Consider the following 13,752-nt stretch of genomic DNA (forward strand, 5'->3'; position numbering starts at 1 on the left):
ACCCGTAATCCCAACTTTACATTCCACTGTGGCTAAATTCCAAGCCGCCAAATCCGCATCGAAAGCTATGTCAAAGATCTTTACATTCCACTGTGGCTAAATTCAAGTGCCCATTTTGTAAACTATCTGGCCCTTTTGGTCTACTTTACATTCCACTGTGGCTAAATTCCAAGATTAGGGAATAGAAATAAACCGCTAATCCTTGGACCTTTACATTCCACTGTGGCTAAATTCCAAGAGGCTTTATTTTAAACTTGCCTCAGATCTATCAGGCTTTACATTCCACTGTGGCTAAATTCCAAGATGACCATATGGTGAGGTATACATTTTCCACTCCAAACTTTACATTCCACTGTGGCTAAATTCCAAGTTGAGCAGCGTCCTGTTCCCTGGTTAACAAAGCTCTCCTTTACATTCCACTGTGGCTAAATTCCAAGCAGCATTACCGGGCCTGTGGCTGCCCGGTGGTCATCCTTTACATTCCACTGTGGCTAAATTCCAAGTGTAAGGTTTCCTGTCCGTTTATCGCGGCATCAAGTCTTTACATTCCACTGTGGCTAAATTCCAAGGCCATAGCAGTTAAGATAATTAAAACGAAGTACCTCCTTTACATTCCACTGTGGCTAAATTCCAAGCTCTAAGCTGCCTCAATGCATTACCATGAATCTCCCTTTACATTCCCCTGTGGCTAAATTCCAAGCATCCCTCCGATGTCGATTGATCCAATTGAACCTTTCTTTACATTCCACTGTGGCTAAATTCCAAGCAGATGAAAGGGGTGGAGAGATGAAAGCAATAACAGTACTTTACATTCCACTGTGGCTAAATTCCAAGTTCCGGAATCATATTGCCAACTGGTCCCTCCGTTATCTTTACATTCCACTGTGGCTAAATTCCAAGATGTATATCAGGCACTAGGTGATGATACAACTACCTTTACATTCCACTGTGGCTAAATTCCAAGTGCAAAGTGGGCTGTTATCATTGCGGGTGTAGCCGTCTTTACATTCCACTGTGGCTAAATTCCAAGATGCCTTGCGTCGGTGAGTTCCACGACAGTGTTCTCGCTTTACATTCCACTGTGGCTAAATTCCAAGTTGGATGTTTCATAGCGATCATTCCCTGCTAATCTATCTTTACATTCCACTGTGGCTAAATTCCAAGAGCCAACAATGTTAAAATTGAGAACATATTTGTCTTTCTTTACATTCCACTGTGGCTAAATTCCAAGTACAGCCCGTCGGCGCTGACTACGAAGTATACTATCGCTTTACATTCCACTGTGGCTAAATTCCAAGGGCGAGAATCAAGGGCGGCCGCCGAACCGGCACTAAACTTTACATTCCACTGTGGCTAAATTCCAAGAAGATATGTATCGTCTACTAAAAATTAGAGAGCTCTTTACATTCCACTGTGGCTAAATTCCAAGAAGGTATCTCATGGTTTGATTGTGCAATTTGCTTCTTTACATTCCACTGTGGCTAAATTCCAAGTTTATGGAATGAAACGGATTCGTCTTGATAAAACAACTTTACATTCCACTGTGGCTAAATTCCAAGCCTACATCCTGCAATGGGCTTACCACCTATCTCTTGATAGGTGTTTCTGTCGAACCAATTATCCTCTACAAAAATAAACATAAGGCTTGTATAAATATTTAGTAAAATTAGCCCCAAAACCTTAATATATAAGACTTTGTCGTTCTATCGGTAAAATAACCCTATTGGCTATCGACAGTAAATTATCTAAAAGAAATTTGAGGTTTTATCATCCTCCTTTCCCCAGAATTCCTTTTGGAGCCATCTTTCCTCTCTGCTCTTAAACACAAGTATTGAATCCCTATCCTCTCGTATATATGGACTCAATTCTACTTGAAGCTTTTTCAATAAAGCAGGTGTAATGTCGCCTTCGAAAACTGACTTCTGTACATGTGTTAAGTACTTTTTGCATGTTTTGAAGATCCTCCTGGAAGCCTTTGCACCGCCTTCGTCCATTTCAATATCATAGACCAAAATAATATACATTACTCGTCACCACCAAATTGTAAACCCCTCGTACTTCTTATCGCCCATCAAATGTTTAATGAGTTTATAGCACTCTAGCCTTATTAAGTATCGATAAGAAACATCCTTGTTCAAGCCCTTATGACGTATGGTACGTTTCAGATCCTCATCATAGGCTTCTAACAAACGTCTACGTCCTGCTTCCTTCATGTAGCAGAAGTTTGATTCTCTCTCAAAATCCTTCTCAGTCAACATTTTTTTGTTCAACATAGAGAAAATCAGTCGGTCAGCAATGAGTGGTTTAAATACTTCTGCAATATCCAAACAAAGAGAAAATCGACGTTCTCCCGTACTATGTAAATAGCTCACCGCGGGATGAAGCTGAGTTTTGTAAATTTCCGCCAAACAGGTAGTATATACAAGAGAGTTTACAAAGGAAATCAACGCATTAATCATATTGTCAGGTGGGCGCTTAACCCTTTTTTCAAAATTAATCTCTTGATTAATGATCTCCTGCCAGGCGCCATAATAAGCTCGGCGAATACTACCTTCGATTCCCATAAGTTCATTGATATCCTTCGCCTGTTCGATTCCTCGCCTCAACGCCTTGATCTCTTTCATGCATGACTCAAGATCCCTATTTCGTTCATTGTAATAGCGAATATTTCTTAGAATGTTATAGCTAGCCGCTTCGATAAAAGCTTTGGCAATCTCTAAGCGTTTTTCAGAATCGGTGTAGTGTTGAACTTGCTGGATTAATAATTTCCCCGAGACATTTTCTTCTTTCGGATAAAAGCTTCCAGTATAAAACCCGTAATAATTGAAAACGTGAATAGGGATGGACAATTGACCAGCATAATTAAGGCACTTTGTATTAAGCTCAACCTCTCCGAACAGGTAAATATCTCTGGTCATTTCCACCTTAATGTCTTTAAAGCGTCCATCAGAAGCAGTTATTCGCAAAACATTATCTTTTCGTTGCAACTCACCGTTTGAGAATAAGTAAAAGCTCTCTGCCATGCCAACCCTCCTCACACATAACAATATTCGAAATATGCACAGCTCTTACATATCTTTGAGTTTATAGGTTGTGGCATCATATCTTGAGAGACTATATCTTCAATATTCTGTAATATTTCTTCAATTCTTTCCCTATCTCCTTCTTCTAAAATAATTTCTTCCCTTTTCCTTATCTTGGGATAATCGAGTATCCCTTTCTCGATCTTAATCCCCCTTTGAGTCAGGAAATAAAGATAATATTTAACCTGCCAGATAGAAGCTTCTTCAATACTCTTGCTTTTCTTGACTTCATGAAGTACTTTCCAATCCTTTATAAAATCCACATTCACTGTTTCATCAATCAATATATGCTTGTGCTCTCTTTTGTAAGATGATTCATCGAGCAGCTTCCCCAGCAAAACTCTTTCGCTTTCATTTTCCAACTTAATGTTATTGTAAAAGCACCAGAGCTTACGTTGGCATACAAAGTAGTAATAAAACATTGTACCCGTAACACGCATAGTCTTTCATCCTCCTTTTCCATAGGGTAAAGAGCAACCTAAAACGAATGGGATAAAAAATCTGTGATTTCGGAATCCTTCACTAAGGTAGGTCGGATAATCCCGACTTGACTGTCATAATCACATTCGGCAATCACGAATTGATCATAATCATTGATTCGCACCGGTTTTGTTTCTATGCTTCTAAACAAATACCTCGAAATATCAACTGTTTGATCTGTAATAACTCTCCTTGCTTTTGCCCTCAATTCTCTTACCTGATCACGCTCCATTTCTTTAAAGTCCTGCCGTAATATTTCCATGGCTTTCTCGATTTCCCCTTGATGAGCCTCGTAAACCTTTCGGGGGATGATGCTAACAGTATCGATATCACGAAATGTTTCTTGTGCTTCCGCTTTACCTAATTCCCCAACCATACGAGAATCAACATATTCTAAGCTGTCCTTGATCAAATCATAATACTCTGGAAGGTTCTCCTTAGTATAAAGCCTTTCTATCATGTCTACCTTTTCTTTCTCTCTAATTACACCATCGACGTTAGATAAAGCATTCTTGGAGAGTTGATGGATTTCTTTATCGATAAATGCTCCTACCCCGCTGCACAACTTATGTCCACCAGTAAACACAAAACAGTTATAACTCTGATCTATCAGATCTCTCTTCCGGTAACATCGTCCCATTCGTTGGAATAAACCGTTCAGATCGGACAGCTCTGTAAAAAGCAAGTCAAAATCAATATCTAAAGAAGCCTCGACTATTTGTGTCGCAATCCAGATCCCACTTTCATCACTTTTACTCTGCCCCATGCTTAAGATATGTGTCTCTTTCCTGGCCCGATCTGCCTTAGTAAAACAACTATGAAACAAGTAGACTCCTTGTCTTTCCCCTCGATCCCCATCAGATTCGCAATTACTTTGAAGAGATTCCCTAACTTTTATCTGTTTTTTCTCATCATCCCATAGGAGCTGATTATAAAGGTTTACTGCACTTTTCACTGTATTGCAGATCACAAGTATTTTCTTTCCCTTATACTGTTGACTCAGAGAAGCGATGTCCTCTGCGTTAATCCCCTTGTCTATAACGTTTAGACTATGACGAATTCGGCTATCAGTAAAAGTACGAGGCACTTCAAAAGGTATATCTTGCTCTCTCAGCAGATCCACGAAGAAGGCGGGTAGGGTAGCTGTCAAAATCGCAAATTTTCCTCCCATACGCGAAATATAACGTAAACCGAGTACCAAATAAGCCATTAACTTAGGCGAGTACATTTGCACCTCATCAATGATGATTTTCGAATAAGCTAGGGTAGCCAATTTATGCTCAAAACCCCTATATAGAAAGACAAAAGTAAATAGCTGATCTAGCGTACAAACCGTCAATGGCAAGGAGAGTTGTTTGGTCCTGGTATAATAAAGCTCAGTAGAAATCTCTTCCTTTTCTAATTCCCCGTTAGTCTTTTTCTGTTCTTGTTCACTTCTTTCTAGATATTTGGTATATGTCTCCGAATGGAGCATCCCTACCCTTTTATCCTTTTCACCCAATACTACATCATCCACAATGCGGGCATAGATAGCATTAATTGCACTTTTAAGAGGTAAGGTAAAAAAGCCTTTCGAATTCCCTAGCCAGAGCAGTCCCGCTTCCGTCTTGCCCATCCCGGTCTGAGCAATTACGATTACGTTTTTCTCCCTATTCTCCAGCATGTACCTTTGCATTTCATTCCATTGACTATCTGGCCGTTCCTTTTGCCAGCGTTCCATTAGATTGTTCATAGCATCCACTAAAAAGGTATTTGGATGTTCCACTTCCACATGAGCGCTTGCTGCATAATCCAGTCGATTCAAGAGCCCTTTAAGCATGATAAAGCGAAAAAACTCTTCTCCATCCTCTTTAGAAAATAGTGTTCCAACCGAAAAATACCGCTGATCAATTTCCTTCGAACAAAATCTTGAAGGCAACTCTTCATAAGTAAACCTATCAAATGGCTCTTGAAGCTTAGATAACTCTTTATCTATTTCACCATTTTCATAAGGCATTTTTCTATCATGGTGATAAGCAACCGCTTGAGATAGAAGCTCCAATTCAGTAGATTCCAAACCCCTCTCTTTTCTTAACAATTTATTATCAATAAATGCTAAGCTTAAGAATCCATGAGGAATACCATCATAGGGAATTTCTCTCCTTATACAGTGCTGAAACCTTGGATATAACTTGCCCATGTCATGATAAATGCAAGCTAACCGCAATAATTCATACAATTTATCCCAATCTGCAAGCAGATTGGGATAAATTGCTTTTAGGCACTCCAAGTTATTCAGCAAAGAATTGGTATGGGTTTGGATATCCTCTTCTGGATGGGATTTTGCTAAAGCATATCTGTCAACATCCCTGCATTTATCCATATCCCGACACTCCTCTATGCTAGATAAGCAATATAATCATCTTCATCCAGTATTAATGTTCCTTCTTCTAAGCCTGTAGCACTACCGTAAATCACCTCCACCTTATTCCATTGCCTAAATATTTTGGGGGCTTTTTCTGTACCATGATTAACTAACTCATAATTCTTCGTCAACTTATACCGCGTCCCAGGTTTAACACTACTCATACCGTGACCCAATCGAACGCTTTTGTCTTGTAGTAAGTTGTATGGAATATAGGCATAGTAATCTTCCGGAGCATCGATTTGACGGTCGAGTTCGAGCTCTGTCAAGCTTACAATCTTTACTTCATAAAAAGTTGCCAGGTCCTCCCGCCTGCCTAAGGAAGGATACTCCCTTGGATTAACCAAAGCATAGTAGATTTCTTCAACTTTGCTTTGGTCATCAGGGACGATATGGAGCAAGAGCTCCACATCCACTAATAGCTCAGCTGTTGCTATACCTTGGCTAACTCCGTAATCCCCTACTCGCAATTGATGTCTTGCTTCCTCATATTTCATCCCATTTTTGAACTCATAGCGAGTATAGAGATCATTAACTTTTGAGAAATGCTTCCCTTGCACACTTACTTTCATGGGTTGATATTCTGTGTAACCGCACAGTTTATGCACCATACCAATCACTGTTGAATATGGTGGCAAAGGATAAGTCTCCTTAAGTTGAAAACTGGTTGGTTTTTTGTAGTTAACCATATCCTGATGCATCCTTACTCTAATGGCCTTCATAATAAAGATCCACCTTATCTTTCAGCTTGGCGAAGAATTCAGGCATAGATACTGCGCTGAGCCTCTCTTTTAACTCATTGGTATTATTAAAGGTCTTATCTACAACGCCACAGAATGTGTCTCCCTTAATATTGTCATATAAGACTCCTTGAATCTCCGCAACATCGATAGTGTTGTTCTTGACACTGACCACATTCTGAAATACAGGATTCTTAATGTCATATACTCCACCAATAGCAAATAAAGGTTTCAGATCTTCTCTGCGGCCACGGATATCTCTGTACAGAAAAGCCAATGTATCCAACAAGCGTTTAACTCTTCGTGCCCGCTCTTGAGGCTCTAGACTGATATCATAAACTTCATCTTCCCCGATTTGGTCCAGATCAGCAGTAATTGTATACCTGTAATAAGAGCGGTGAACTTCTGCTTGGGCAATATTCATATTTTCATTGATTTTATCCGCCTGACCCTTGTTCGTTAGGAAATCTAAATCTCCTTTAAAGGTCTCCATAGAAATGGCATTAGAGAGGCGAACTTTGGCACTACGTTTCTTGCCGCCCGTACCCTTTTCTGTTTTTAAGTATCCAAAAAAATCAACCTCAGGATATTTGTCTATGGTTGCCTCATTACTAAATTGCACTACCTTTTTCTCTCCACTGCCTTCAGCCTTAACTGGTGCCAATTCCTCTCCCAATTGTTGTGCAATATTGTAACGTAAAGCCTGCCTGGAAATATAAGTATATTGATCTCCTTGTCCTCTGGACATTTTCTTAAGGGAGGCTACATTGCCCACACTCTCCCCATAATTAGCACTTTCGGCTTGGAATATCATAGTTATTGTTAATCCTTTACTTTTCATACGGTTTCTTCCTCCTCACTTGATGATACCACACTATCTTTTTTATCATCATCGATTAGGGCTGCTACAAAGGCATAACCCATGGTACTAAAATCCTTCTCATGGTTTAAGGCGTTAGTAATTACTTCGGGCACTGGTGATTTCACATAGAGATAGCAGTTCAGTGCTACATCCATAAACATCTCCTGATTAGATGTTTTTAGAGCATTAAGTAAGCGGTGGCAAATTCCAGGAAGTTTATGATTGGCCTCTTTTCCGATATATCTACCTTTTAACTTTTGACCTGCTTCCCTAGCCTCCCTGACCAAGGACTTCCCCTTCAAATATCCATCTGTGTTTCCCACCTTTTTCCCTCCTAAACTCAGATAAATCTCCTGATTAATTCTCAACAAATGAGTAATATATGCTAAGTGGAAATAGCATTTTTCCGGATTAGCTAGCTTATGGTAGAGCAGACGATGAATAAGGGTGAATAAATTCTGATTGTTGAATATACGGGTAATGACCTCATCATATATACGAATGCTTTCATCGTTTTCCACTAATACTGCTCTGATTAGACTATCCAGCCTTTCCTTGGAATCATAAATTATTTTCAACATTTTGCGAGATAAAATATTAAAACGGTAACTCTCATTTTCGTATCGTACAACTTGTATATCTGCTAATTCGTATTTTGCCGTATCACTATCTTGTTTCTGCAGAGCCCCTACTAATGCTGGGTAGAGCGAACGGATTGATCCCTCCTTAGACTGCAAAATGGTATGGTGTATATTGTTATTAATACTGTAAGCCGACTGTACACTTAAGTTGGCGTTGACATAAACCCCTCGATCATAAACGTAAGTAAAACCGGCGGGCAAACAGGAATAAACCAATTTGCATAATGGACAAATAGCAATGTCATTTTGAAAGTTCCAGACATGAGATGGTTTTCGTACCACGTCAAAGCCAGTGGCATTTAAAAAGCTTAAATCATGCCCCATGTCTTTAATAGGTCCATCACAAATAAAACAGCTATACTTAAACTTGCTTTTATCTTGCTTAAGATAGTTCACAGCACCATCCACAAAGTATTTTTTATAGTCGAGATAGACATCCTTTTCTTTAGTTTGTGGATTAAGAATACTAACTCCACTCCAGCCGTTTTTAATAATGGTATAGATTACGTTCTTAGCGGCAATGTAGCGTTTTCCTTCTTTACTAGCACAATAATTGATTATTTTCTCTAATAAAGCAAAGGTTTCTTTTACCTCAGCTATTATCCTCACCTTATCCGCCTCAAAGCTCTGTTCATTTTTAGGTTCTTTGACTGTACCCAATTGCTTTTCCAAGGAAAGCATGTCCACTTCCAAGTCGATGAGCTCATAGGCCGCTTTATAACTGTTACTTTTTAGATATCGCTTCACGTCCTTAATATAATTATTCAAGCTTCTTAAAACAGGTAATCCGAAACTATCAAATTCATCATTCTTATAACTTTCCAACTGGTCCTTAAAAGCAACGATTTTATACCATGACAGAGTTTTCGCATAGACTTTGATAAAATAAGCAAAGTATTTCTCTTCAAACCCCTGCAGTAACTCTGCCGGAAACTCTATTGCATCCCTATCAAAGCGAACATTGTTCTTCCCCACAATGTTGATAAACCCTATAATCGATGCATTCCATTGCCAATCCCCTAAAGTCAGACGCAGGATACCCTCATCACTTTTCACTGTTTTTCCTTCCCTCCTCCCTACATCACATCAAGACATCCAAACCCAAGTGCGCGCTTACTTCCACATCCTGCTTGATACAGGTATTCCAGCAGATATTTCTCTCCTTCAAGGACAAAGCTGCCTAGGGTAGAAGGTATGTGCACACCGTAATTCATAACAATCGCCTTTCTTAATTGAATTGGCTTTAATTGTAGGGCATCAACATCGCTACCAGCATCTCTGCCAAGCGTATTCTTTAGCTCAGATTTTAGATTGCGTTTCCAAACAGCTTCAAACTGTTCATCCTCATAAGTAAGGTACCAGTCTCTACCTGTCTTCTCATCATGATCTCTTATAACAATAGGAGAAAGAATTTTGAAGGCGACCTCATCGGTCGTTATGGGGTATTCTTGGACCTTTGTAATCGATGTGACTTTTAATAAATTTCCGCAATCTGCCAAAGGCCGCCACTTGTTATTTCTAGTCATAAAGGCATTTATTAAATGAACGCCCATCATAACATCTCGTGTGGTAAACCATACTATAAAACGCTTACTATGAAGAGTAACCCCTTCTTTTGCAACGACGACTTCAGGTAAAAAATAGATACTGAAGCAGAAGGACTTTTGCGCATGTCCTTTTTCGTACAACTCTGCGTATAAATCCTCATTGTATTCTTTAAATGAGCCTTTCAAATACGAGATAAACTTTCTTCGATACTCGATAGGTATTGCTTCAGTTTTTGTTTCGAACTCAACCTTAATTCGCATATTTTCACCTCCCTATAACTTTTTTAGTTTCAAAATTCCATAATGGGTAAATTAAAAGGCATTACAATCAACATTTTCACATTCCAAACTGGTTTAATTTTCATTACCAATGTTAATTGAAATGTAAAATACTTACCTTTATAATACCATTGCTTTACATACTTAACAGGTTTTTCTTTCGATTAATTACTTTATTTTCCTTGTCCGACTTTTATATATCTACGTTTTTCGTTCTAAATAAACTTTAAACGACATTTAACTTTCACTATTTTTGTAACTGTCAACGTCGTCTAACCCCTTCAAAATTATTTCAAGTAAAGTATCCATCACCTATTATCATTAGTACAATTTACATCGTTGACACCCCCCTTAGTTTTAGGTTATGATTTTATCAAACCTCATATAGGAATTCCCATAGGTGACTGTGAACCACAGTTGAAAAGGGAAGCCGGTTAGAATCCGGCACGGTCCCGCCGCTGTAAGGGGGATATGCTTCTTTGCATTACCACTGGAAAGATTTTCGGGAAGGTAAGAAGTATGATGACCCTAAGTCAGAAGACCTGCCTATGTGTATACCATCAACTCTACGGAAGATAGAGGATGTTGGACTGCTAATGGCATGCTGTTTTTAGCTTCTCGACATTTCTGTTGAGAAGCTTTTGTATTCCGGTGTCATCCTAAGTCCATCGAAAGGATTTTACCCATTTTACACTTCGTGGGCATAACATTGAAAATGATAATTTTTTAATCGAGGAGATCATTTGAGAAAAGAGGTAGATTGTATTGATTACTAAAATTCGTAAGCGCGACGGACGAGAAGCTCCCTTTAACATCGAAAAAATAGCTAACGCTATCTTTAAAGCGGCCAGTGCCACAGGGGGCAAGGACTATCAAGCCTCCCTTCTTCTGGCTGAAGAAGTGGTCAATTACCTGGAGATCAACTTACATAAAAAAGTCCCCGCTGTCGAAGAAATTCAGGACGCCGTAGAAAAGGTCCTCATCGAAAAAGGACACGCCCGCACAGCCAAAGAGTTCATCCTCTATCGGGCGGAACGGACCCGAGTCCGGGAAATGGATACCCGGCTTATGAAGGTCTATGAGGATCTCACCTTTAAAGAGGCCAAAGATAATGATATGAAGCGGGAAAACGCCAATATTGACGGGGATACCGCCATGGGCACCATGCTGCGCTACGGTTCCGAAGGAGCTAAACAGTTTAACGAGATGTTTGTTTTAAAGCCCGAGCACTCTAAAGCCCACAAAGAAGGGGATATTCACATCCATGATATGGATTTTCTTACCCTCACCACCACCTGCTGCCAGATTGATATTCTCAAACTCTTCAAAGAGGGCTTTGGAACCGGCCATGGTTTTTTAAGAGAACCCAACGATATCCAAAGCTATAGTGCCTTGGCCTGTATCGCCATTCAATCCAACCAAAACGACCAGCACGGCGGCCAAAGCATCCCTAATTTTGATTACGGCATGGCACCAGGGGTGGCCAAAACCTATCTAAAACTCTACCGACAAAATTTGCTCAAAGCCTGCGAGCTTTTAATCGCACAAGATCTGGATTCGGAGGAATTGGCCGCCCATCTCCAGGATGTATTCAAAACTCTGGAAAACCAAGGCGGACTTACACCCACCCTTGCCGCTGACCCGGAATATTTCGCACAAGAAGCTGCTCTGCTCCAAAGCCTCCCCGCCCTTAAACCGGACAAGCCTACCATCCAAAAAGCCCAAGAATTTGCCGCCAAAAAAGCCCTCGCCGAGACGGATAAAAAAACCTATCAAGCTATGGAAGCCCTGGTCCATAATCTCAATACCATGCACAGCCGTGCCGGAGCCCAAATCCCCTTTAGCTCCCTCAATTATGGCATGGACACTACCCCGGAAGGCCGCATGGTGGTTAAAAACCTACTGCTAGCCACGGAAGCAGGCTTAGGTAACGGTGAGACTCCAATCTTCCCTATCCATATCTTCAAAGTGAAAGAAGGGATTAATTATAATCCGGTCGATCCCAACTATGATTTATTCCAGCTGGCCTGCCGCGTGAGTGCCAAAAGACTCTTCCCAAACTTCTCCTTTATCGATGCCCCCTTTAACCTGCAATATTATGTCCCCGGCAGACCCGAGACCGAAATCGCCTACATGGGCTGCCGCACCCGGGTCATCGGCAATGTTTACGACCCCTCACGGGAAACCATTTTTGGCCGGGGCAATCTTAGCTTCACTACTATTAACCTCCCTCGTCTCGCCTTAAATAGCCACAAAGACCGGACAGAATTCTTCACCAAACTGGATGAGAAAATCAACCTGGTCATCAATCAACTTTTGGAACGCTTTGAGATTCAGGCCCGCAAAAAAGTTAAGAACTTTCCCTTCCTGATGGGACAGGGTATCTGGTTGGATTCCGACCAACTAGGTTGGGATGATGAAATTCGCGAAGTACTGAAGCACGGAACCCTTTCCCTTGGCTTCATCGGACTGGCTGAGTGCCTTCTTGCCTTAACCGGACAACATCATGGGGAATCAGAAGAGGCACGCCAACTGGGACTGGAGATAGTTAAGCATATGCGCCAACGCATGGATGAAGCGGCTCAAGAATATGGACTAAACTTCTCGCTTCTAGCCACTCCTGCCGAAGGCCTCTCCGGTCGCTTTATCAAAATGGATCAGGAGCTTTTCGGCAGCATCCCCGGTATTACTGATAAAGAATACTACACCAACAGCTTCCATATCCCCGTCGGCTTCCCCATCGGTGCCTTCCAAAAGATTACGATTGAAGCCCCTTATCATGAGCTAACCAACGCCGGCCATATTACCTATGTAGAGGTAGACGGTGACCCCGCCCAAAACCTTGAGGCTTTTGAAAAAATTATCCGCTGCATGAAAGAATCCGGCATCGGCTTCGGTGCCATCAATCACCCTGTAGATCGGGACTCTGTCTGCGGGTATACAGGAATTATCGGTAACCAGTGTCCCCGCTGCGGCAGAGAAGAAGGCACCCAACCCTTTGAGCGCATCCGCCGCATCACCGGCTATCTGGTCGGCACCCTGGAGCGCTTTAACGATGCCAAAAAGGCCGAAGTCCGGGATCGGGTTAAACACCTGAATTGCCGCCGCTCCTTTACCGAAAAGGGGTCGGTCTGATGATAGATTCCCACATCCGCATCGCAGGCATCATTGAAGAGTCCATTGTCGATGGCCCCGGCATACGCTTGGTGGTGTTTGCCCAGGGGTGTCCGCACCGCTGCCTCGGCTGCCACAATCCGGAGACCCATTCCTTTGAGGGCGGAGAACTGATTTCCAGTTCAGAGATTCTCAAGCGAATGGAGACGAATCCCCTCCTTGACGGCATCACCCTTAGCGGTGGTGAACCCTTTGCCCAGGCCGAAGGCTTTGCCCAACTGGCACAATCCGCTAAGGAAAAGGGCTTCCAGGTCATGACTTACACAGGGTATACCTACGAAGAACTCACCGCCCTAAGCAAAAGAGAGCCCGCTTGGGCTCTCTTACTTGAACATACCGATTTGCTTGTGGACGGACCTTTTGAATTAGCTAAAAGAAATCTCCTTTTACCTTTTAGAGGTTCGGAGAATCAACGGATTATTGATGTGCAAGAAAGTCTGAAACAGGGAAAAGTTATTCTGGCCTTCGCTTAAATTCGCAAAAGTTAAAGGACCGTTGCCGGTGAAGCTTTTCACGGCAATGGTCCTTTTTGGTGTTCCTGG

The 13,752-nt window shown here is 41.4% G+C and carries 10 protein-coding genes, 1 CRISPR repeat array and 1 riboswitch; of the genes, 2 read left to right on the plus strand and 8 right to left on the minus strand.

The annotated features are described in order from the left end of the window. The first annotated feature begins 14 nt into the window (after positions 1 to 14). Positions 15 to 1,559: a CRISPR direct-repeat array (repeat unit 30 nt; unit sequence CTTTACATTCCACTGTGGCTAAATTCCAAG). A gap of 186 nt (positions 1,560 to 1,745) precedes the next feature. From cas2 to cas6, 8 genes are read right to left on the minus strand one after another with little or no spacing between them, the layout of a single operon-like run. After that, positions 1,746 to 2,024: a CRISPR-associated endonuclease Cas2 gene (gene cas2, locus AC1U9U_RS03415; protein WP_479959146.1), complete on the minus strand. Its 279-nt coding sequence runs from the start codon at positions 2,022 to 2,024 to the stop codon at positions 1,746 to 1,748. 6 nt (positions 2,025 to 2,030) lie between these two features. Next, positions 2,031 to 3,023 (minus strand): type I-B CRISPR-associated endonuclease Cas1b, encoded by a 993-nt coding sequence (gene cas1b / locus AC1U9U_RS03420; protein ID WP_479959147.1) that lies wholly within the window; start codon positions 3,021 to 3,023, stop codon positions 2,031 to 2,033. Between the two features lie 11 nt (positions 3,024 to 3,034). Continuing rightward, positions 3,035 to 3,523, minus strand: a complete 489-nt coding sequence (cas4, locus tag AC1U9U_RS03425) for a CRISPR-associated protein Cas4 (protein WP_479959148.1) — start codon at positions 3,521 to 3,523, stop codon at positions 3,035 to 3,037. A 38-nt stretch (positions 3,524 to 3,561) separates the two neighbouring features. Further along, positions 3,562 to 5,925 (minus strand): CRISPR-associated helicase Cas3', encoded by a 2,364-nt coding sequence (gene cas3, locus AC1U9U_RS03430; protein ID WP_479959149.1) that lies wholly within the window; start codon positions 5,923 to 5,925, stop codon positions 3,562 to 3,564. Between the two features lie 14 nt (positions 5,926 to 5,939). Continuing rightward, positions 5,940 to 6,689: a type I-B CRISPR-associated protein Cas5b gene (cas5b, locus tag AC1U9U_RS03435; RefSeq protein WP_479959150.1), complete on the minus strand. Its 750-nt coding sequence runs from the start codon at positions 6,687 to 6,689 to the stop codon at positions 5,940 to 5,942. Continuing rightward, positions 6,676 to 7,548: a type I-B CRISPR-associated protein Cas7/Cst2/DevR gene (gene cas7i / locus AC1U9U_RS03440; RefSeq protein ID WP_479959151.1), complete on the minus strand. Its 873-nt coding sequence runs from the start codon at positions 7,546 to 7,548 to the stop codon at positions 6,676 to 6,678. Before cas7i ends, cas5b begins: the two co-directional genes overlap by 14 nt. Further along, positions 7,545 to 9,266 (minus strand): type I-B CRISPR-associated protein Cas8b1/Cst1, encoded by a 1,722-nt coding sequence (gene cas8a1 / locus AC1U9U_RS03445; RefSeq protein WP_479959152.1) that lies wholly within the window; start codon positions 9,264 to 9,266, stop codon positions 7,545 to 7,547. Before cas8a1 ends, cas7i begins: the two co-directional genes overlap by 4 nt. A 20-nt stretch (positions 9,267 to 9,286) precedes the next feature. Beyond that, positions 9,287 to 10,018, minus strand: coding sequence for a CRISPR-associated endoribonuclease Cas6 (gene cas6 / locus AC1U9U_RS03450; protein WP_479959153.1), 732 nt, complete (start codon positions 10,016 to 10,018; stop codon positions 9,287 to 9,289). 399 nt (positions 10,019 to 10,417) lie between these two features. Further along, a riboswitch (cobalamin riboswitch) is annotated at positions 10,418 to 10,600 on the plus strand. 201 nt (positions 10,601 to 10,801) lie between these two features. Here cas6 and AC1U9U_RS03455 point away from each other — a divergent pair. After that, positions 10,802 to 13,171, plus strand: a complete 2,370-nt coding sequence (locus AC1U9U_RS03455; RefSeq protein ID WP_479959154.1) for an anaerobic ribonucleoside triphosphate reductase — start codon at positions 10,802 to 10,804, stop codon at positions 13,169 to 13,171. Further along, a complete protein-coding gene (gene nrdG / locus AC1U9U_RS03460) occupies positions 13,171 to 13,683 on the plus strand; it encodes an anaerobic ribonucleoside-triphosphate reductase activating protein (protein WP_479959155.1) in 513 nt (170 codons plus the stop codon). Before AC1U9U_RS03455 ends, nrdG begins: the two co-directional genes overlap by 1 nt. The last annotated feature ends 69 nt before the right edge of the window (positions 13,684 to 13,752 follow it).

This window comes from Desulfitobacterium sp., assembly GCF_982384815.1.

Excerpts from the sequence above, each read along its gene's own strand:
- cas1b (WP_479959147.1), bottom strand. The coding sequence starts at position 3,023 with ATGGCAGAGAGCTTTTACTTATTCTCAAACGGTGAGTTGCAACGAAAA.
- nrdG (WP_479959155.1), top strand. The coding sequence starts at position 13,171 with ATGATAGATTCCCACATCCGCATCGCAGGCATCATTGAAGAGTCCATT.
- cas3 (WP_479959149.1), bottom strand. The coding sequence starts at position 5,925 with ATGGATAAATGCAGGGATGTTGACAGATATGCTTTAGCAAAATCCCAT.
- cas2 (WP_479959146.1), bottom strand. The coding sequence starts at position 2,024 with ATGTATATTATTTTGGTCTATGATATTGAAATGGACGAAGGCGGTGCA.
- cas4 (WP_479959148.1), bottom strand. The coding sequence starts at position 3,523 with ATGCGTGTTACGGGTACAATGTTTTATTACTACTTTGTATGCCAACGT.
- cas7i (WP_479959151.1), bottom strand. The coding sequence starts at position 7,548 with ATGAAAAGTAAAGGATTAACAATAACTATGATATTCCAAGCCGAAAGT.
- cas5b (WP_479959150.1), bottom strand. The coding sequence starts at position 6,689 with ATGAAGGCCATTAGAGTAAGGATGCATCAGGATATGGTTAACTACAAA.
- cas6 (WP_479959153.1), bottom strand. The coding sequence starts at position 10,018 with ATGCGAATTAAGGTTGAGTTCGAAACAAAAACTGAAGCAATACCTATC.